Source organism: Pseudoxanthomonas composti (assembly GCF_004122095.1).
GTDB classification, from domain to species: domain Bacteria; phylum Pseudomonadota; class Gammaproteobacteria; order Xanthomonadales; family Xanthomonadaceae; genus Pseudoxanthomonas_A; species Pseudoxanthomonas_A composti.
In genome coordinates, this window is the sequence record NZ_SAWZ01000005.1 from 96,746 (window position 1) to 116,420 (window position 19,675).

Genomic DNA, 19,675 nt, shown 5'->3' on the forward strand with positions numbered 1-19,675 from the left:
TCAGCCTCCGCTTACCGGCGGGATGAAGGCCACGCGGCTGCCCTGGCGCAGTGCATCGCCCCACTGCGCGAACACATCGTCCACCGCCACGCGCAGGTGCGCGGTGTCGAAACGCAGCTCGTGGCGCTCGCGCAGCTGCGCATACAGGCCGGCCAGGTCGCTGGCCTCGGTCTGGACCGTTTCCTGCTCCACGCCAGCGGCCTGGCGCAGGCTGGCGAAATACAGCACCGTCACCGCCGTCATTCGATCACCCCCACATCGCGCTTGCCACCGCGCTTGCCCGCCAGCCGGGTCTGGCCGATCACGATCTCATGGCTCAAGGCCTTGCACATGTCATAGACCGTGAGCGCGGCGACGCTGGCGCCAGTCAGCGCCTCCATCTCCACCCCGGTGCGGTGCACGGTCTTGACCGCGCAGGTGATGCGCAAGGCCTCCGGCGTATGCCATTCCAAGGTGAACTTGCAGCCATCGATGGGCAGCGGATGGCAGAACGGGATCAGCTCGTGGGTGCGCTTGACCGCCAGGGTGCCGGCGATCACCGCCGTTTCCACGATGCCGCCCTTGGCGCTGCGCAGCCCGGTGTCGTGCAGCTGACGCGCGATGTCGGGTGGGAACTGCACGAAGGATTCGGCCAGCGCCGAGCGCTCGGTGGCGGCCTTGCCGGACACGTCCACCATGGTGGGCAGGCCCGACTCGTCCAGGTGGGTCAGAGGGTGCGATGCAGTCATGCGGTCAAGCCTATCAGTGCGCGGCCATGGTGCCGTCGTCGGAATCCCTGTCACCGCTCAACCGCCGATCAGGAACATCTCGACCGGCTTGCCACGCCGGGCGCTGCGCTGTTCGTTGCGCAGTTCGCTGTAGCGGTCCGCGCGTGCGCTCCACAGGTCTGCCAGGTGCGCAGTGAAGCGGGCCTCGCCGTGCGCCAGCGCCGGTCGCAGATCGGTGCCGGTGCTGGCGAACAGGCAGGTGTAGAGATGGCCATCGGCCGAGACACGGGCGCGGTGGCAGTCGCCGCAGAACGCATGGGTGACCGAGCTGACGAAGCCGATCTCGCCCTGCCCGTCGATGAAACCGTGACGGCTGGCGACCTCGCCGGTGTACTGGCTGGGCAGGTCCTGCAGCGGCCACTGCGCATGGATCCGCGCGCGCAGGCTGTCCGAATCGACCACCTGCCCGCGCTGCCAGCCATTGCAGCTGCCCACGTCCATGTACTCGATGAAGCGCAGCACATGGCCGCTGCCGCGGAAGTGCGCGACCAGCGGCAGCACCTGATCCTCGTTGACGCCGCGCTGCACCACGCAATTGACCTTCATCGCCGAAAAGCCTGCGGCCTCGGCGGCCGCGATGCCTTCCAGCACGCGCTCCACCTGGCCACGCCCGCCCGACATCTGCGCGAAGCGCGCCGGCTCCAGCGCATCCAGGCTGATGGTCAGGCGCCCCAGGCCGGCATCGCGCAGGGCCTGGGCGTGCGGTGCCAGCAGGCTGGCGTTGGTGGTCATGGCCAGGTCGTCGATGCCCTCGATCCGCGCCAGCCGCGCGATCAGCGCCGGCAGGCGCTTGCGCAGCAGGGGCTCGCCGCCGGTCACGCGCAGCTTGCTGACCCCGACCCGGGCAAAGCCGCGCACCAGGGTTTCGATCTGGTCGAAATTCAACCTGCTGGCGGCATCCAGCCCATAGCCTTCCGGCACGCGGTCGGCCGGCATGCAGTAGCCGCAGCGGAAATTGCAGGCTTCGATCACCGACAGCCGCAGGTCGCGCAAGGGCCGCCCGCGTGAGTCCAGGGGCTGGTGCGCCATCTGGGGCGTGTCAGGGCGCAGCACGGCATTCATGCGGGGTCAGACCGCTCCGGGAAGGACAACGTTCCCCAAGGCTAGCAAGTCGCCCGGCAAGGCCACGCGATGGCCGCGCGCGCGCAGCGCCTGGGCATCGGCCGCGCTGGCGTAGTGGTACAGCACGCAGCGCGCGAGCAGGGCCGGGGCGTATTCGCGCTCCAGGTCGTCGATGCCGCTGTGCGAGGGGTTGCCATGCAGGGCGCAGTCGTGGGCGATCAGCTCGTCCAGATCGGCAAAGCGCGCCAGCATCTCCGGGATCGGGCGGGTGTCCCCACTCCAGACCAGGCTGCCCGGCAGGCGCAGGCCGAAGGCAGTCAGCGGCCAGTGGTGCCGCACCGGAAACACCTCCAGGCGCACCCCGTCGTGCCAGAACGCTTCCTCCACCGGCACCAGCTGGAAGGCATCCCAGAAATTGGCGCCGCCCTCGGCCAGCACGTTCGGGTAGGCGCCCACGCGCTGGTGCAGCAGCGGCACCAGAGGGGCCGGCACGTACAGGCGCACGCGCCCGCGCCGGGCCGGGTCGAAGTAGCTGGCGATGAACAGCCGCTCCATGCCACCGACATGGTCCAGGTGGACATGGGTGATGAACAAGGCCTGCGGCGCCTGCCCATAGTGGGCCTGGTAGGCGCTCAGGCCCTCGTTGCCGCAGTCGATCGCCAGCCAGGGGCGGCCGTCACGCTCGATGGTGGCCATGGGCGAGCCCAGCTCCACGGCCGTGGCCCCACCCACGCCCTGGAAGCGCAGCGCCCAGGCCATGGCCTCAGAACCCGCGCGACCAGGCCGCATCGTAGGCGCGGCGCAGCTTGCCGTAATCTTCCAGCACCGCCTGCTTGCTGCGGGTGCCGCGCAGCTTGAGCAACGAACGCCGCAGGCGCGCCAGGTTGCGCTCGCGCCAGCGGGTGGCGGGGATATGCATCCGGGCGCGGTCGAAATCGATCATCCAGCCCTTGCCCTGCGCATCGAACAGCAGGTTGTGGGCGTTGAGGTCGGCGTGGTCCAGCCCGGCGCGGTGGAAGCGCGCGATCAGCCTGCCGGTGTCCTCGAACGGCGCCTGGCTGCCCTGCGCCTGGATGCGCTGGGCCAGGGTCTGCACGCCGGCCAGCCGCTCCAGCAGGATCGCCGCGCGGTAGCGCCCGCCCTGCTTGACGTAGCTGGCCATCAGCGCGGCCGGCACCGGAAGGCCCAGGCGATACAGCTTGCGGGTGATTCGGAACTCGGAAAAGCTGCGGGTGCGGTTGGCCCCTTGCCACAGGTAGCGGTCGCGGCTGACGCTGGCGGCCAGGCCGCCGCGGCGGTACAGGCGCAGCACGCTGGCACCGAAGGGCGCGTCGATGAACCATGCCCCGCCGCGTCCGCCACTGGACACCGGCGTGGCGCGCTCGCCCCAGAACTCCGGCGTCATCCAGCGTGGGTCGGCTTGCCGCAGGCGCTGCCCATCAACCAGAATCGCCCCGTCTCCACGACCTTCGCGGAACGGCGTCAGGACTTCAGTGGCGTCAAATTCGACCATCACGCGAGTCTAGCAACACTTGTCAGTCATGCCCGCCTCGATCTGCCTGCTGCGCCTGTCCGCCCTGGGCGATGTCACCCATGTGCTGCCACTGGTGCACACGCTGCGCGATGCCTGGCCGCATACGCGCCTGCACTGGATCATCGACAAGGCCGGCCACAAGCTGCTCGAAGGTCTGGCCGGCGTGGACTTCCATGTCTACGACAAGCGCTCGGGCCTGGCCGGCATGCGCGCGCTGCGCCGCGAGCTGCCCGGGCGCTTCGATGCGCTGCTGCAGATGCAGGTGGCCCTGCGCGCCAACGTGCTGTCGGCCTTCGTGCCTGCGCGGCGACGGGTGGGCTACGACCGCGGCCGCTCCAAGGATCTGCATGGGCTCTTCATCAACGAGCGCATCGCCGACCGCCCGGGCATTCATGTATTGGATGCCATCGGCAGCTTCTGCGAGCCGCTTGGCCTGCGCCCGGCACCGGTGCGCTGGGAGATGCCGGTGCCGGCCGAGGCCCACGCCTGGGCTGCGGCCCAGTGGCAGGACGATGGCCGGCCCACGCTGGTGATCTCGCCCTGCTCCAGCCATGTGCGCCGCAACTGGTATGCCGACCGCTACGCCGCGGTGGCCGACCACGCCGCCACGCAGGGCTGGCGCGTGGTGCTGTGCGGGGGGCGTAGCGCGCTGGAGCGCCAGACCGCCGACGCCATCGCCGCGCAGATGCGCCAGCCAGTGCTGGACCTGGTGGGCAAGGACACGCTCAAGCAGCTGCCGGCCCTGCTTGCCCGTGCGCAGTTGGTGATGACCCCCGACTCGGGCCCGATGCATATCGCCAACGCCATGGGCACCAAGGTGCTGGGCCTGCACGCGGCCAGCAATCCGCGGCGCAGTGGACCGTACTCGGACCTGCGCTACTGCGTGGACCGCTATGACGATGCGGCCCGTCGCTGTCTCAAGCAGCCGGCCGCTGCACTGAAGTGGGGGACCAAGATCGAGTTCGACGAGGTCATGGCGCTGGTCACGGTGGACGATGCCATCGCCGCATTCGAGCGCTATCGCGCCGATCATGGCCACTGAGGCCCTAGCCGCCGCGGCGCTGCACCTGTGCCCGATGCGGCGGCAGGTGGCCAGCGCCGGCCTGGACCAGAGGCTCGCAAGCGAGTCGCGCCGCGGCACCCGCCAGGCAAGCCAGCCGTTGCGTTCGGGCCCGCGTTCGAGGCCATGAGCGGCCTGCGCCAGGGGATCGCGCCACTGCTGTGGTGCCTGTTCGTCCTCTCGGGGTTTTCCGGACTGGTGTACCAGTCGATGTGGAGCCAGTACTTGGGGCTGGTGCTGGGCCATGCAGCGTATGCGCAGGCGCTGGTGCTGGCCGTATTCATGGGAGGCATGGCGCTGGGTGCGTGGGCCGCCGGACGTGCCGGCCTGCGCTGGACGCGGCTGCTGGGCGCCTATGCGCTGGCCGAGGCGCTGATCGGCGTGCTTGCCCTCACCTTCCACCGGCTGTTCCTGGCCTACACGGGCTGGTCCAGCGCGCGCGTGCTGCCGGCCCTGGGCGAGGGCCTGGCGGGCCAGCTCTACCCACTGGTCTCGGCCAGCCTGCTGATCCTGCCGGCCTGCCTGCTGCTGGGCGCCACCTTTCCGCTGTTGAGCGCCGGACTGTTGCGGCGCTGGCCGCGCCAGGATGCGCGGGTGCTCGGCGGGCTGTACGCGGCCAACAGCCTGGGCGCGGCGCTGGGTGCGCTGCTGGCTACCTTCGTGCTGCTGCCGCGCCTGGGCATGCCTGGGGCGATGGCCGTGGCCGGCGGGGTGAACCTGGTCGTGGCCGCGGTGGCGGGCGTGCTGTCCTGGCGGATCGAGGCCAGCGCGGTTCTACCCGCCGCCAGCGGCAAGGCGCCTTCCGCCACGCCCTCCCCGCGCGGCCCGCTACGCGCACTGCTGTGGGCCGGCATGGCCTCCGGGGCGTGCTCCTTCGCCTATGAGATCGGCTGGGTGCGGCTGCTGAACCAGGCGCTGGGCACCACCCTGCATGGCTTCGAGCTGATGCTGGCCAGCTTCCTGCTGGGGCTGGCCGCCGGCGGCGCCTGGATCCGGCGGCGCGCCGCGCAGCTGCACGACCCGTTGCGGGCCGCAGGCTGGGCGCAGGTGCTGATGGGGGTGGCGGCGCTGCTCTCGCTGCTGGCGCTGTCGCACGCCTTCGACTGGACCGCCGCCCTGCTGTCCTCGCTGGACCGCAACGATGGCGGCTACCGGCTGTATCTGCTGGGCACGGCGGCCATGGCCCTGCTGGTGATGCTGCCCACGGCCTTCTTCGCCGGCATGACCCTGCCGCTGTTCACCCTGGCCTTGCTGCGGGGCGGCGCTGGGGAAGCGGGCATCGGCCGCCTGTACGCGGCCAACACCGTCGGCGCCATCGTCGGCGTGCTGCTGACCGTGCATGTCCTGATCCCGATCGTCGGCGTGCGCTGGGCGTTGCTGCTGGCGGCCGCCGCCGACGCGGCCATCGGGCTGTGGCTGCTGACCCTGGCACGGCAGGAGTTGCCGCCGGCACGACTGGCCGGCACCGCGGTGGCTGTGGCCGCCGTGCTCGCCCTGGTCGCCGTGCTGGGCAGGCCCGATCCACGCGCGCAGCTGTCCAGCGTGTTCCGCACCGGGCACGCGCGCCTGAACGAGGCCATGCAGGTGCGTTTCCTGCGCGATGGCAAGACCGCCACCATCGGCGTGGCGCGCTCGCGCGAGAGCGGCGTGCAATCGCTGCTGACCAACGGCAAGTCCGATGGCGCCATGGCCACGCGCATCACCGACCCGCCCGCCGGCGACGAGCTGACCATGGTGACCCTGGGCGCCCTGCCGCTGGCTCTGCATCCGCGGCCCGAGCAGGTCGGCGTCATCGGCTGGGGCCTGGGCATGAGCACCCATACCGTGCTCGGCAGCCCGCGGGTGCGGCGCGTGGAGACGGCGGAGATCGAATCGATGGTGCTGCAGGCCGCGCCGCTGTTCGCGCCACGCATCGGGCGCGCCCTGAACGACTCACGCTCGCAGGTGCGCGTGGACGACGCCCGCCACCTGTTCTCCAGCGGCAACCGGCGCTACGACGTCATCGTGTCCGAGCCGTCCAATCCCTGGGTCAGCGGCGTCGGCGGGCTGTTCACCCATCAGTTCTACGGCTTCCTGCACGCCCATCTGCAGGACGGCGGCGTGCTGGTGCAGTGGCTGCAGACCTATGAGATCGACGACGCCCTGCTCGCCTCCATCGTGGCCGCCCTGCTGCAGGCCTTCCCCGATGCGCAGTTGTACCTGGCGCAGGACAACGACCTGGTGCTGGTGGCCTGCCGCGGCACCTGCCCCGCACCCGACATCGCCCGTTGGGGCGGCGGTGCGCTTGCGCGCGAGACCCGCCGCGTCGGCCTGGACAGCAACGCAGCGCTGTCCTTGCGCCACCTCGGCGGGCGCGCGCTGCTGCAGACCTATGTCAGCGCGATGCGCGCCCGGCCCAACGACGACTTCCACCCGCAGCTTGCGCTGGACGCGCCGCGCACCCGCTTCCGCGGCGATCGCGCGCTGACCCTGCAACGCCTGGCCGAGAGCGGCCTGCCGGTGCTGGACCTGATGGAGGGCCAGCGGCCGCCGGCGGCGCGCATCGACATTCCCGAGATGCCGGGCCACCGCCTGACCGAGCTGCGCGCCCGCGCCCTGCGGCTGGCCGCGTCCTTGCGCAATGGCCGGCATGACAGTCCCGACGCCCTGCGCGAGCGCGACGCCGCCGCGCCCGAGCTGGCCTTGCAGGCGCTGCTGGGCAGCTCACGCCACCGGGTCGGCGATCTGTCCAGCTGGTCCGAGGCGGCCGCCGAGATCGCCGCGGCCACGCTGGGGCCGCTGGCGCCGCAGGACCAACCCGGCGTGTGGATCGGGCCGGGCTGGATCGACCTGCAGGCGCAGCCAGCCAGCGTGCAGCGGATCATGGCCATGTACGCCGCCGCCGCGGCCCGCGACGCGGAGGCCATGCAGCGCGAAGGCGAAGCGGTGCTGCAGCTGCCGGCGGTGCTGTCCGCACGCCTGCAGGAACAGGCGCTGATCATCGCGCAGCTGGGGGCGCTGGGCGGCGGTGCACCGCAGGAGGTGGAGCGGCTGCACCAGGGCTACGGCGTGGCCTTGCCGGCCAGCGAACCGCTGCGCCTGGTGCGCCACATGATCCGCACCCGCGCCTGGGAGCTGCAGCTCGGCACCGCGCAGGACCCAGGTGCACCCCTCGGTACGGCCCTGCCGCCCCGGCAGACTCAGGCCTTGCGGTAATCCTCGTAGGATTTTTCTTCCACGTAGGCCGAGCCCAGCGCCAGGTTGACTTCCTTCTTGATCCGCGCGCGCTCGTCGTTTTCGAAGTACACGCTGCGCGCCAGGCGGATGAATTCCTCGTCGAAAGCCTGCGCCTTTTCCTTCAGGCGGATGTCGTCCTCGATCACCCACAGCCGCTCGTTGACCGCCTTGAGCTCGGCGCGCAGGCGGGCGATGTCATGGCCGGCGGCCGGGTGCGCCATCCAGACCTTCTCCAGCGCACTCAGCTCGTTGCGGACATTGGCCAGCTTGGCCTCATCGCGCATGCGCTCGGACTTGATCTGCAGGATCGCGATCTTGTCGAGCAGCTCGCCAAAGGACACCGGGGTCAGGATCTCGGACATGGCACACCATCGACTCGTGGAAACGGCCATTCTAGCCAGTGGCCATGAACGCCAACGCGTCTTGCCGGCTTGCAGCACAAGGCGGGCACGGCGCGTGTGGACCTTTTCGCTGTCCCGCACATGCGCGGCGGCACAAAAGCAAAAGCCCCTGCGAGCAGGGGCTTTTGCCGACAATCTGGCGGAGAGGGTGGGATTCGAACCCACGGTACGCTTACACGTACGCCTGATTTCGAGTCAGGTACATTCGACCACTCTGCCACCTCTCCGGTGGTCCCCGCCGGCGTCTGGCGGGGCCGTGCATCATACGGGGCGTTTTGCCCCGCGACAAGCGCCTGCGCGCGTGCGCGCCAACTGCCTCGCTGACGCCTGACAGGCTTGTCGGGCGTCACGATCCCCGCGATCATGCCCCCATGCTTCAAGCCCCTGCCCCAGATGCCTCGCACGCGCCCATGGACGACACCGGAACGGGTGCGGCCGGCGCCGCCTTCGCTGGATCGGCCGTGGCTGCGCGCCGGGCCTGCGCATGCACCAGCCGGCGCCGACGGACGCCGGGCCAGTCCGGCCGCCATACGCGCGCGGCAGGGAAGCCATGATCGAATTCGGACATCTCAGCCACGCCGGCCTGCGCCGCGACCTCAACGAGGACACCTACTACGGCGACAGCGACCTGGGCCTGTGGCTGGTGGCCGATGGCATGGGCGGACACGCCTGTGGCGAGGTGGCCAGCGCCCTGGCGCGCGACACCATCGTCCGTGAGATCCGTGCAGGCCATGCGCTGGCCCAGGCCATCCGGGCCGCCGACGAGGAGATCATCCGCACCTCGCGCCGCCGCAACGACACCTTGCCGATGGGCACCACGGTGGTGGCCGCGCGCGTGCAGGGCGACCGCTTCGAGGTGGCCTGGGTTGGCGACAGCCGCGTCTACCTGTGGCGCGACGGCAAGCTGGTGCAGCTCAGCCAGGACCACAGCTACGTGCAGGAACTGATCGCCCAGGGCGCACTCACCCACGAACAGGCGCGCATCCATCCGCAGCGCAACGTGGTCACCCAGGCGCTCGGGGTCACCGACCCGGCGCACCTGAACGTGGAAACCATGACTGGCGAGTTCCGCCCGGGCATGCAGCTGCTGCTGTGCAGCGACGGCCTGACCGAGGAAGTGGAAGACCGAGGCATCGCCGATGTCCTGCGTCAGCAGGACTGCAGCGCGCAGGAATGCGTCGATGCGCTGATCGCCGCCGCCCTGGACGGTGGCGGATCGGACAATGTCACCGCCGTCCTGGTGCGCTGCCACTAGGTGGAGGCAGGAACGAGTTGAGAGGAACGAGAAACGAGTGAGGGCGGCTTCGGCGGTGGGTGCCGCGATGCACCGCGTGCACGCCGCCTGAGCCCCACCTCTCGTTCCTCGTTCCTCTCAACGCGTTCCTGAAAGCTCAGGCAAAGCGATCCCACACGCAGTTGTCCCCGGACTTCTTCCGCAGCACCGCCATCCGCCGCTCGTGCGCCTCCAGTTCGCCGGGCGTGGCCTGCACCCTGCGCCGCAGGGTGATGGCGTCGGCGGTGAAGGCATGGATGACCTTGGCCACGGCCTGCTCCCCGTCGGTGTCGGCGAAGAAGCCGATCTCCTCCTGGCCGGTGGTCAGGCCGATGTACACATCCAGCAGGATCTGCGCATCCAGCAGCGCGCCGTGCAGCTGGCGGTGGGCGTTGTCCACGCCCAGGCGCTTGCACAGCGCATCGAGCGAGTTGCGCTGGCCGGGGAAACGCTCGCGCGCCAATGCCAGCGTGTCGAGCACGCCGATGCCGCGCGATTCCAGGGTGCCGTAGTCCGCCCCCAGCAGCGAGAGCTCGTAGTTGACGAAGCCGACATCGAAGGCCGCGTTGTGGATGACCAGCTCGGCGCCGTCGATGAAGGCCAGGAACTCATCGGCGATCTCGGCGAACCGCGGCTTGTCGGCCAGGAACTCCACCGACAGCCCGGTCACTTCCGCCGCGCCCTGTTCGAACTCCCGGTCCGGGCAGATGTACTGGTGGTAGGTGCGACCGGTGGGACGGCGCTCGATGACCTCCACACAGCCGATTTCCACGATGCGGTTGCCCTTCTTCCACTCCAGGCCCGTGGTTTCGGTATCGAAGATGATCTGACGCATGGCTTACAGGCTCCGGTGAAACAGATTCAATTCAGGGGCATCGGGCAGCAGCCGCACCGTGCCGCGCGCCTGGAAGCCCAGACCCGCCAGCAGGCGCACGGAGGCCGCGTTGCCGGTTGAAACGATGGCCAACAGCTCGGACAGCCCAAGCTCACGCGCATGCGGCAACATCGCCGCAGCGGCCTCGCGCGCATAGCCGTGCCCGCGCGCCTGCGGCAGGAAGGCATATCCCAGGTCCGGCCCCGGCAGCCCCGGCCTGCGCACCAGGCCGCAGGTGCCGATATCCAGCCCATCGGCCTTCAGGCGCACGCGATACAGGCTGTGGCCGTGGGCCTGCTGGCACGCCATCGGGCCGGCGCGCAGGCTCTGGCGCGCGTCTTCCAGCGAACGGATGTTGCGGTCGCCGATGTGGCGGATGAAGTCGGCATCGTTCATCAGCCGCTGCATGAAGGCCGCATCGGCATCGCTCAGGGTGAACCGGTGCAGCGACAGCCGTGCGGTCTCCAGCACCGGCGCCGCAGGCTCATGCGGCATTGCCGCCCCGCAGGGCGATGGCCTGGTCGCGGGCCAGGACGTCGACGCGCTCGTTGTCCGGGTCGCCGGAATGCCCCTTCACCCAACGCCACTCGATCTTGTGCTGCAGCGTGGCCGCGTGCAGGCGTTCCCACAGGTCGCGGTTCTTCACCGCGCCACCGCTGGCGGTTTTCCAGTTCTTTCGCACCCAGCCCGGCATCCATTCGGTGATGCCCTGGCGCACATACTGCGAGTCGGTGATCAGGATCACCTCGCAGGGCTCGGTCAGCGTCTCCAGCCCCATGATCGCCGCCATCAGCTCCATGCGGTTGTTGGTGGTGTGGGCTTCGCCGCCGGCGATCTCGCGCTCGCGCTCGCCATAGCGCAGCAGTGCGGCCCAGCCGCCCGGCCCCGGGTTTCCCAGGCAGGCGCCATCGGTATTGATACGGACTTGCTTCATCGGGTTCTCTTGTCAGACCGGGCTGGCGCCAACGCCCCAGCTTGGAATCGCCTTGGGTGGAATCAGGGCCGCCACGCGCTTTTCGGCCTCCAGCAACGTCACCGCCCGCAGCCGTGGCGGGGTATGCGCGGGCGCCTCGTTGCGCGCGCGCCACACCGGCCCGAAGCGGCGGCGCCCGCCCAGCACGGTCAGCCCCCCGTCCTCCAGCTCGGCCTGCCAGCTGCGCGCCTCGCGCACGTGCAGGCCGCTGCGGCGCCAGCGGGCGCGGTAGGGGCTCCACGGATTCAGCGACACCAGCCACAGCCGGCCACCCGGCTCCAGCAGGCGCGCGCATTCGGCCAGCAGGCCCTCCATGCCGCCCTCGTGCACATGCTGCAGCACGATGGTGCCGAAGCCCTCGGTGGGCAGCGGGAACGGCAAGGCGCAGCGGATCTGGCCGAAGAAGCCCGCCGCCTGTCCATGCAGGAACAGGCAGCGCGGCAGCTTCTCCGGGGTGGGCACGGCCTGCGGCGCAAGCCACAGCCAGGGTTGCGGGGCGGCCGGACCCAGCAGGGCGGCTACCCGTTCGGCTTCTGCCGACAGCACAGGCCAGGCCCGCTCGGAGCCAAACCAGTCAAGGGGATCAGGTTGACGGTCGGTCGTACGGACAGGCATGGTCGGGGATTGTAGAGGACCCACCCCTCCTCCGCCTCCCGCTGGCCCATGACCCTGCTCGCCCTCACCGCCTTCGATGACAATTACATCTGGGCCCTGACCCGCGGCGGCAGTGAGGCGATCATCGTCGATCCGGGCGATGCGGCCCCGGTACTTCGCGCCGCCGACGCCGGACTCAAGCCGGTGGCCGTGCTCATCACCCACCACCATGCCGACCACTGCGGCGGCCTGGCGGAGCTGCGCCGGCGCTGGCCGGAGCTGCCGGTCCATGCGCCTGCCGATGAGCGCATCGCCGTGCCGACCCGGACGGTCGCCGATGGCGAGCGCGTGAGCGCACTGGGCTTGGAGTTCCAGGTCCTGGCGGTGCCCGGCCACACCCGCAGCCACATCGCCTTCGTGAGCGCGGGCGCGGACAGCCATCTGTTCTGCGGCGACACCTTGTTCAGCCTCGGCTGTGGACGGCTGTTCGAAGGTACGCCCGCCCAGATGCTCGCCTCCCTGGACCGGCTGTCGGCCTTGCCGGACACGACCCTGGTCTGCTGTGGGCACGAGTACACCCTCTCCAACGCCGCTTTTGCCCTCGCCGTCGATCCGGACAACGCGGCCTTGCAGGAGCGCTCTTCGGAAGCTCAACGCATGCGTCAGCAGGGAAGCCCCACCGTACCGTCCACGCTGGCCAGCGAACGCGCCTGCAACCCGTTCCTCCGGGTCGACCAGCCCGCGGTCATCGCGGCGGTCACCGCCGCGGCTGGGCGCGCGCCCACCGACCGGGTGGACACCTTCGCCGAGCTGCGGCGCTGGAAGGATGGATTTCGCGCATGACGCGCGGCATGCGACGGCTTGCGCTGCCGGTGCTGGTGGCGTGGAGCCTGTGTTCCTCGGCCAGCGCACTGGAGACGGCTGGCCCTGCCAGTCAGCCAGGGCCAGCGGCGGTCACCCCGCTTGATGAAAGCCAGCTTTCGCCCGACCAGCGCAATGGGGCCGAAATCTTCCAGGCCTTCCGCAACGGCCTGGCGGCCCCGCAGTGCGAGAGCGGCGCCAGCCAGGCCGAATGGGAGCAGCAGTTCCGCAATGCGCCGCGGCAGCTGGCCGACGGCGGCCAGGACGCACTGGCGATGTTCGGCTATGTGGTCGATGCCTTGCGCGATGCCGACCTGCCCACCGAGTTCGCCCTGATCCCCTTCGTGGAAAGCGCCTACAAGCCTTCCGCGCGCAACGGCGGCGGCCCGGCGGGCCTGTGGCAGTTCATCGCCCTGACCGCGCGCAACCACGGCGTGCGCGTGGGGAAGCAGTACGACGGGCGCATGTCGCCGGTGGATTCCACCCAGGCCGCGGTGCGTTACCTCAAGACCCTGCACGGCATGTTCGGCGGCGACTGGCGCCTGACCGTGATGGCCTACAACGCCGGGGAGGCGCGCGTGCTGACGGCCATGCGCCGCGCCGGCATGAGCGCGGCCACGGCCGATCCAGCGCGCCTGCCGGGCATGTCCAGAACCAGCTACCAGTACGTGGAGAAGCTGCACGCCCTGGCCTGCCTCTTCCAGCGCGCCGAAAATCGACCTGAGTGGGTGCAGGCGCTGGAACGTCCCGTGCCGCGCCTGGCGCCGCAGACGCTGCCCGAGGATACCCGTGGCCTGGAGGCCTGGGCACGCGGCGAAGGCCACGACCCGGATTTCATCCGCCGCATCAATCCTGCGCTGTGGGGCGGGAACGTGTCAGGCCGCAGCGTGCTGGCACCGACGGCAGAAGGCGACATCACCCCGGTCACCGCGTTGTCTCTGGTGGGCCGGGCCCAGGACGATACCGCCAGCGCCCCCAACCCGTTCAATCCCACCACGCCCTTGCACAGCAGCGAGCAGGCCAAGTCCGGCACGTCGCACACCGTGCGCAAGGGCGAATCGGCCTGGAGCATCGCCAAGCGCTACGGCATCGGCGTGCAGGACCTGCTCACGGCCAACCACCTGGGCCGCAAGAGCGTGATCAAGCCGGGCATGGTGTTGACCATCGCCAAGAGCGATTGAGCAAGACGCGCACTCGCGCGACTCGACGTCCCCTCGCCGCAGCGTGCGCTGCGGTGGACAAGCTCCGCGCTGTCCACCCTACGTAGGGTGGGTGGCGCTTCTCCATCCACCATCACCGCGAAACAAACAACACGCGACATCCGTAGGGTGGATGACGCTTCTCCATCCACCATCGCCACGAAACGAACAACGCGTGACACGCGTAGGGTGGATGGCGATCTTCCATCCACCATCGCCGCGAAACAAACAACAAGGACCAGCGCCGCCCCAGGCTCATCCGCCGCGCCGCCTCGGTGGACAAGCTTCGCGTTGTCCACCCTACGCTGTCGGATGACGCGTCTTCATCCACCGTCGCCGCGAGTCATCCCGGCCTGGCAGCCCGCACACTCGGAGCAAGGTGGCTCAAGTGCGCAGCTTCAAGCCACTTCCGAACTTCTTCGATCTCAACCGCCTGCGATTACAGGCGGTCCTCATGCACTTCGATCTTGAAGCCTTCGCGCATCGTCTTGATGTATTGCTCGACCACCGCATTGCCCTGCAGGCGCGCGATCTGCTGGCCGAACTGCACGCGCTGCGCTTCCGGGATCTCGTCGGTCTTGCCCGGCGTGACCTTGTTGACCGTGAACACCGCATAGCGGCCATCATCCAGGGCCACCTTGCCGGCCGAAGGCTTGCCGTCCTTCGGCGCCGGTGCGGCGAAGACCGCGGCGTTGCCGGCCGGCGACGGCACCGGCGCGCCACGCGGCAAGCCCGGCAGCTCGTTGACCTGGAAGTTCTCGGCCTTGGCCACGTCCTGCAGGGACTCGCCCTTCTGCACGCGCGCCAGCACCTTCTGCGCCGCCTCGGCCGCGGCCTTCTTGGCGCGGTCGTTGCGGATGGCCGCCTCGACCTGCGGCTTGACCTGCGCCAGCGGACGGGCCTGCTCGTCGGTGTGCTGCAGCACCCGGATCACCACGCTGTGCTGCGGCCCGATCTCGATCGGGTCGCTGGCCGTGCCGTCCTGGATCAGGGCCTCGGAGAAAGCGGCACGCTGCACCGCCGGCACCCCGGCGATGCCTTGCGCGTCGCCACGCGAGAACGGGCCCAGCGTCTGTACCTTGAGATTCACCGCCGCGGCCGCATCGGACAGCGAGGTCGGATTCTTCAGCACTTCGTTGACCAGCTTGCCGGCCGTATCGCTGTAGGCGCGCTCGGCCGCGGCCGCGCGCTCTTCCTTGACCAGCTCCTCGCGGACCTGCTCGAAGGACTTGGTCTGCCCGCCACCGCGCTGCTCACGCAGCTTCAGCACGTGGTAACCGAAGTCGGTCTTGACCGGGCCGCGGATCTCACCCGGCTGCATCGAGAACAGCGCGTCCTCGAAGGGCTTGACCATCATGCCCCGGTCCACCCAACCCAGGTCGCCGCCGGTGTCCTTGGAGCCGGGGTCCTGCGAGTTGGCCTTGGCCAATGCAGCGAAGTCCGCGCCCGGCGCATTGGCCTGTTCGGTCAGCGCCTTGGCCTTGTCCTCGGCCGCCTTCTGCGCGGCCGCGTCGGCGCCTTCGGGCACGGTGATCAGGATGTGCGATGCCAGGCGCTGTTCCGGCGCCATGAAACGGGACTTCTCGTCCTCGTAGCGCTTGCGCAAGGCGGCCTCATCCGGCGTCTGCGCCGCGGCCAGCGCGTTGCCATCGATCTCCACGTACTCGATCTTGACCTGCTCGGGCTGACGGAAATCGGCCTGGTGCGCGTCGTACCACTGCTTCACTTCCGCATCGGTCAGCGGCTTCTGTTCCAGGATCGGCGGATCCAGCGCGGCGATGCTGATGTCGCGGGTCTCGCCCAGCAGCTGGAACAGCTGGTCCATGGCCTTGGGCGTAACGAACTCGGACTGGTCCAGCGCCGTGGGAATAAGGCTCACCTGCAGCCCGTCGCGCTGCTGCCGCTCGAACTCGCTCGGCTTGATCGGCGGCACCTGCGAGGACAGCACCTGCGCATAGCGCGCGCCATCGAACTTGCCACCCACCTGGAACACCGGCTCGGAGGCGATGGCCGCACGCACGGCCGCGTCGCTGATGGTCACGCCGGCACGCGTGGCCGCCAGTTCCAGCACCTTGCGGTTGACCAGTTGCTCAAGCACCGCGCGCTTGTTGTCGGCCGACTCGAACTGACGCGCGTCGAAACCATCGCCCTGCTGCTGGCGCTGCTGGATGCGCTGCTGCTCGAACGCATCCTTGAAGTCCTTGGTGGTGACATCGGCGTGCTGCCACAGCATCGACACCGGCCAGAACGCAGGCGCGGAAGACCACCACGACGGCGGCGCCTTGACCCGTGCGGCTGGCACGTCGCCGCCGCCGCCCATGTACTCGTTCACGCCGACGAAGGCGAAGGGAATGATCAGCAGGCCCAGGATCAGCGTGGCGATCCAGCCCGAGGTCTTGTCGCGGAGTGTTTGCAGCATGGGGTTAGCAGCGCCATGGAGTTAGCCGCACAGTCTAACCGCGTGCAGCCGCATGCGCATTGGCCCAGGCCGTGCCTTGCAGGGAAAATCGGCCAAAAAAAAGCTCCGCCGAGGCGGAGCTTTCGAACAACTGGCGGAGTGGACGGGACTCGAACCCGCGACCTCCGGCGTGACAGGCCAGCATTCTAACCGACTGAACTACCACTCCGCGCTTGCAAACACTTGGACAACCTTGAAACAGGCATTCCCACGGTTGGGAAAGCAAAGCCCCCAATCGCTCGGGGGCTTCTGGACAACTGGCGGAGTGGACGGGACTCGAACCCGCGACCTCCGGCGTGACAGGCCAGCATTCTAACCGACTGAACTACCACTCCGCGCTTGAAACCTTTGCTGTGGTGCTTTGGTGGGTGCTGAGGGTTTCGAACCCCCGACCCTCTCCGTGTAAAGGAGACGCTCTACCGCTGAGCTAAGCACCCTAGCGAGTCGATTAGTTTACGGCGTCTTTCAGCGCTTTACCAGCCTTGAACGCAGGATTCTTCGAGGCCGGGATTTCGATGGTGCCGCCGGTCTTCGGGTTGCGGCCGGTACGGGCAGCGCGGCCACGCACCTGGAAGGTACCGAAGCCCACGATGGTGACGCTGTCGCCGGACTTCAGCGCCGAGGTGATGCTGGCCACCACGGCGTCGACGGCGCGTGCGGCATCAGCCTTGCTCAGGTCGGCTGCGGAGGCAACGGCGTCGGTCAATTCGGATTTGTTCATCTAGTAACTCCCTGTGCGGTGAACACCGCGGAATGAGTGGCCGGCCGGGCTGGGACGCCGCGATGTGGCCGGTCTGAGGAAACCGTGAAAACGCTTGTTCTGCGCGCTTTGCAGGTGCGGCTTTTATACCAGCGCCACACCTGCCAGGCAAGCCGAAACCCTAGCATTTATGCGGGTTTTCAGGCGTTTTTCATTGCGACGCAGCAGCGATTCAGTGCTTGACATCCGGCGGTACGGACGTCTTGGACGCGCGCCGCACTGGCGATTTCTTCGCCTGCTTGCCGCCGACATTCGCCGCGCCGCTGGCCGGCGTGAGGGGTCGCTCCAGCGCCAGGTCCAGCACCTCGTCGATCCACTTCACCGGGACGATCTTCATGCCTCTGGTGACGTTCTCGGGGATGTCCGCCAGGTCCTTGCGGTTCTCCTCGGGGATGATCACGGTGGTGATGCCACCACGCATGGCGGCCAGCAGCTTTTCCTTGAGACCACCGATGGCCGAGACGCGACCACGCAGCGTGATCTCGCCAGTCATCGCCACCTCGGCCTTGACCGGATTGCGCGTCAGCGTGGACACCAGCGCGGTGACCATGGCGATACCCGCGCTGGGGCCGTCCTTGGGCGTGGCGCCATCGGGTACATGCAGATGCACGTCCTGCTTCTGCAGGAACTCGGTGTCGATGCCCAGGCTCTCGGCGCGCGCACGCACCACCGACAACGCGGCCGATGCCGATTCCTTCATCACGTTGCCAAGCTGACCGGTCAGGGTCATGCCGCCCTTGCCCGGGACCAGCGTGACCTCGATCTGCAGCAGGTCGCCGCCGACCTCGGTCCAGGCCAGGCCGGTCACCAGGCCGATCTCGTTCTGCTCCTCGGCACGGCCGAAGTCGAAGCGGCGCACGCCCTGGTACTTCTCAAGGTTCTTCTCGTTGACCACCACCGCCGAGGACTTCTTGCCCTTCTTGGCAACCGCCTGCGGGCCACCCAGCGCCAGCTCCTTCACCACCTTGCGGCAGATGCGCGCGATCTCGCGCTCCAGGTTGCGCACGCCGGACTCGCGCGTGTAATAGCGCACGATGTCGCGGATCGCACCGGCCTCGATCTTCAGCTCCTCCGGCTTCAGGCCGTTGGCCTTGAGCTGCTTGGGCACCAGGTAGCGCGCGGCGATGTTGAGCTTCTCATCCTCGGTGTAGCCCGGGATGCGGATGACTTCCATGCGGTCCAGCAGCGGGCCGGGGATGTTGAGCGAGTTGGAGGTGGCGATGAACATCACCTCCGACAGGTCCAGGTCGACTTCCAGGTAGTGGTCGTTGAACGCGTGGTTCTGCTCGGGGTCGAGCACCTCCAGCAGCGCCGAGGACGGATCTCCACGGAAGTCCATCGACATCTTGTCGATCTCGTCCAGCACGAACAGCGGGTTCTTCATCCCCGCCTTGTTGAGGTTCTGCACGATGCGGCCCGGCATCGAGCCGACGTAGGTGCGGCGGTGGCCGCGGATCTCGGCTTCGTCGCGCACGCCGCCCAGCGCCATACGCACGAACTTGCGGTTGGTCGCCTTGGCGATGGACTGGCCCAGCGAGGTCTTGCCCACGCCCGGCGGCCCAACCAGACACAGGATCGGCGCCTTCATCTTGTTCACGCGCGACTGCACCGCCAGGTACTCCAGGATGCGCTCCTTGACCTTGTCCAGGCCGTAGTGGTCGGCATCCAACGTGTCCTGCGCGACCTTCAGGTCCTTGCGCACCTTGCTGCGCTTCTTCCACGGCACGCCCAGGATCCAGTCCAGGTAATTGCGCACCACTGCCGCCTCGGCGGACATCGGCGACATCTGCTTGAGCTTGTTGAGCTCGGCCTTGGCCTTGGTCTCGATGGCTTTGGGCATGCCGGCTTCGGCGATCTTGCGCGCCAGGTCTTCCAGCTCGTTGGGCGCATCGTCCAGCTCACCCAGCTCCTTCTGGATCGCCTTCATCTGCTCGTTGAGGTAGTACTCGCGCTGGGACTTCTCCATCTGCGACTTCACCCGGCCGCGGATGCGCTTTTCCATCTGCTGCACGTCGATCTCGCCATCGACGAAGCCGACCAGCAGCTCCAGGCGCTCGCCCACCTCGAAGGTTTCCAGCAGGCGCTGCTTGTCCGACAGGCGCGCGCCCAAATGCGCGGCGATGGTGTCGGCCAGGCGGCTGGGTTCATCGATGCCCGACAGGGTTTGCAGCAGCTCGGGCGGCAGCTTGCGGTTGGTCTTGACGTACTGCTCGAACAGGCTCATCAGCGAGCGGGCCACCGCCTCGATCTCGCGGTCCTCCCGACCCTCGACTGACTCGACCTCCTCGCCATGGCCGGCCAGCGCGCCATCGCGCTCGCTAATGTCGGATACGCGCACGCGCGACATGCCCTCCACCAGCACCTTGATCGTGCCATCGGGCAGCTTTAGCAGCTGCAGCACCTGCGCCAGCGTGCCCACCGCATACAGGTCCGAGGCGGCCGGGTCGTCGGTATCGGCCGACTTCTGGGCGAGCAGCAGGATGCGCTTGTCCGCTTCCATGGCCTGCTCCAAGGCGCGCATGGACTTGTCGCGCCCGACGAACAGGGGGATGACCATGTGCGGGAACACGACCACGTCGCGCAGGGGCAGGACCGGCAGATCGTAGGTTTCAGTTTGGCTTCGGGCCATTGCGGGGGTCCTGG

Annotated in this window: 18 protein-coding genes and 4 tRNA genes; 5 read left to right on the forward strand and 17 right to left on the reverse strand. The window is 68.8% G+C overall.

From position 1 onward, the window contains the following. From EPA99_RS10625 to EPA99_RS10645, 5 genes are read right to left on the reverse strand one after another with little or no spacing between them, the layout of a single operon-like run. Entirely contained in the window at positions 1-243 is a 243-nt protein-coding gene (locus EPA99_RS10625; RefSeq protein WP_129471208.1) for a MoaD/ThiS family protein, read from the reverse strand. Beyond that, positions 240-728 carry a cyclic pyranopterin monophosphate synthase MoaC gene (gene moaC / locus EPA99_RS10630; RefSeq protein WP_129471209.1) on the reverse strand — a complete coding sequence of 163 codons (489 nt, stop codon included), beginning with the start codon at positions 726-728 and terminating at the stop codon, positions 240-242. The genes EPA99_RS10625 and moaC overlap by 4 nt, the downstream gene beginning before the upstream one ends. A gap of 57 nt (positions 729-785) precedes the next feature. After that, the gene (gene moaA, locus EPA99_RS10635; RefSeq protein ID WP_129471210.1) at positions 786-1,829 is read right to left on the reverse strand and encodes a GTP 3',8-cyclase MoaA; all 1,044 of its coding nucleotides are present in this window, start codon (positions 1,827-1,829) and stop codon (positions 786-788) included. A gap of 6 nt (positions 1,830-1,835) precedes the next feature. Next, complete coding sequence (locus EPA99_RS10640; RefSeq protein WP_129471211.1) at positions 1,836-2,588, reverse strand: MBL fold metallo-hydrolase; 753 nt, start codon at positions 2,586-2,588, stop codon at positions 1,836-1,838. 4 nt (positions 2,589-2,592) lie between these two features. Beyond that, positions 2,593-3,342 (reverse strand): 3-deoxy-D-manno-octulosonic acid kinase, encoded by a 750-nt coding sequence (locus tag EPA99_RS10645; protein WP_129471212.1) that lies wholly within the window; start codon positions 3,340-3,342, stop codon positions 2,593-2,595. 19 nt (positions 3,343-3,361) lie between these two features. On the opposite strand from EPA99_RS10645, the gene EPA99_RS10650 reads away from it, so the two are divergent. Continuing rightward, on the forward strand, positions 3,362-4,405 hold the full coding sequence (locus EPA99_RS10650) for a glycosyltransferase family 9 protein (RefSeq protein ID WP_129471213.1): 1,044 nt from the start codon (positions 3,362-3,364) through the stop codon (positions 4,403-4,405). A 144-nt stretch (positions 4,406-4,549) separates the two neighbouring features. Next, positions 4,550-7,618: a fused MFS/spermidine synthase gene (locus tag EPA99_RS10655; protein WP_129471214.1), complete on the forward strand. Its 3,069-nt coding sequence runs from the start codon at positions 4,550-4,552 to the stop codon at positions 7,616-7,618. Here the strand turns inward: EPA99_RS10655 and EPA99_RS10660 are convergent. Together EPA99_RS10660 and EPA99_RS10665 are read right to left on the reverse strand one after the other, a co-directional pair. Continuing rightward, entirely contained in the window at positions 7,603-8,001 is a 399-nt protein-coding gene (locus EPA99_RS10660; protein WP_129471215.1) for a DUF6165 family protein, read from the reverse strand. The genes EPA99_RS10655 and EPA99_RS10660 overlap by 16 nt on opposite strands. Before the next feature lie 176 nt (positions 8,002-8,177). Next, positions 8,178-8,267 (reverse strand) — tRNA-Ser (locus EPA99_RS10665). A 323-nt stretch (positions 8,268-8,590) separates the two neighbouring features. On the opposite strand from EPA99_RS10665, the gene EPA99_RS10670 reads away from it, so the two are divergent. Further along, positions 8,591-9,295, forward strand: coding sequence for a PP2C family protein-serine/threonine phosphatase (locus EPA99_RS10670; protein WP_129471216.1), 705 nt, complete (start codon positions 8,591-8,593; stop codon positions 9,293-9,295). A 136-nt stretch (positions 9,296-9,431) separates the two neighbouring features. Here EPA99_RS10670 and dnaQ read toward each other — a convergent pair whose 3' ends face one another. The 4 genes from dnaQ to EPA99_RS10690 are packed head-to-tail and all read right to left on the reverse strand — an operon-like array spanning position 9,432 to position 11,706. Then, a complete protein-coding gene (gene dnaQ, locus EPA99_RS10675; RefSeq protein ID WP_129471217.1) occupies positions 9,432-10,148 on the reverse strand; it encodes a DNA polymerase III subunit epsilon in 717 nt (238 codons plus the stop codon). A gap of 3 nt (positions 10,149-10,151) precedes the next feature. Then, positions 10,152-10,682, reverse strand: a complete 531-nt coding sequence (locus EPA99_RS10680) for a GNAT family N-acetyltransferase (RefSeq protein ID WP_129471218.1) — start codon at positions 10,680-10,682, stop codon at positions 10,152-10,154. Then, positions 10,672-11,121 carry a ribonuclease HI gene (gene rnhA / locus EPA99_RS10685; RefSeq protein ID WP_129471219.1) on the reverse strand — a complete coding sequence of 150 codons (450 nt, stop codon included), beginning with the start codon at positions 11,119-11,121 and terminating at the stop codon, positions 10,672-10,674. The genes EPA99_RS10680 and rnhA overlap by 11 nt, the downstream gene beginning before the upstream one ends. A gap of 12 nt (positions 11,122-11,133) precedes the next feature. Beyond that, entirely contained in the window at positions 11,134-11,706 is a 573-nt protein-coding gene (locus tag EPA99_RS10690; protein WP_129471220.1) for a class I SAM-dependent methyltransferase, read from the reverse strand. A gap of 117 nt (positions 11,707-11,823) precedes the next feature. Between EPA99_RS10690 and gloB the strand changes: the two genes are divergently transcribed. Together gloB and EPA99_RS10700 are read left to right on the forward strand one after the other, a co-directional pair. Continuing rightward, a complete protein-coding gene (gene gloB / locus EPA99_RS10695; RefSeq protein WP_129471221.1) occupies positions 11,824-12,597 on the forward strand; it encodes a hydroxyacylglutathione hydrolase in 774 nt (257 codons plus the stop codon). Between the two features lie 8 nt (positions 12,598-12,605). Beyond that, positions 12,606-13,796: a lytic transglycosylase domain-containing protein gene (locus EPA99_RS10700; RefSeq protein ID WP_129471222.1), complete on the forward strand. Its 1,191-nt coding sequence runs from the start codon at positions 12,606-12,608 to the stop codon at positions 13,794-13,796. Positions 13,797-14,253: 457 nt separating this feature from the next. Here EPA99_RS10700 and EPA99_RS10705 read toward each other — a convergent pair whose 3' ends face one another. The 6 genes from EPA99_RS10705 to lon form a co-directional block, all read right to left on the reverse strand. Next, positions 14,254-16,233: a SurA N-terminal domain-containing protein gene (locus tag EPA99_RS10705; protein ID WP_129471223.1), complete on the reverse strand. Its 1,980-nt coding sequence runs from the start codon at positions 16,231-16,233 to the stop codon at positions 14,254-14,256. Between the two features lie 131 nt (positions 16,234-16,364). Further along, a tRNA-Asp gene (locus EPA99_RS10710) sits at positions 16,365-16,441 on the reverse strand. Positions 16,442-16,530: 89 nt separating this feature from the next. Continuing rightward, a tRNA-Asp gene (locus tag EPA99_RS10715) sits at positions 16,531-16,607 on the reverse strand. Positions 16,608-16,634: 27 nt separating this feature from the next. Beyond that, positions 16,635-16,709, reverse strand: a tRNA-Val gene (locus EPA99_RS10720). 11 nt (positions 16,710-16,720) lie between these two features. Next, on the reverse strand, positions 16,721-16,993 hold the full coding sequence (locus EPA99_RS10725) for an HU family DNA-binding protein (RefSeq protein WP_129471224.1): 273 nt from the start codon (positions 16,991-16,993) through the stop codon (positions 16,721-16,723). A 211-nt stretch (positions 16,994-17,204) separates the two neighbouring features. Beyond that, positions 17,205-19,661, reverse strand: a complete 2,457-nt coding sequence (lon, locus tag EPA99_RS10730) for an endopeptidase La (RefSeq protein WP_129471225.1) — start codon at positions 19,659-19,661, stop codon at positions 17,205-17,207. Positions 19,662-19,675: the final 14 nt, after the last annotated feature.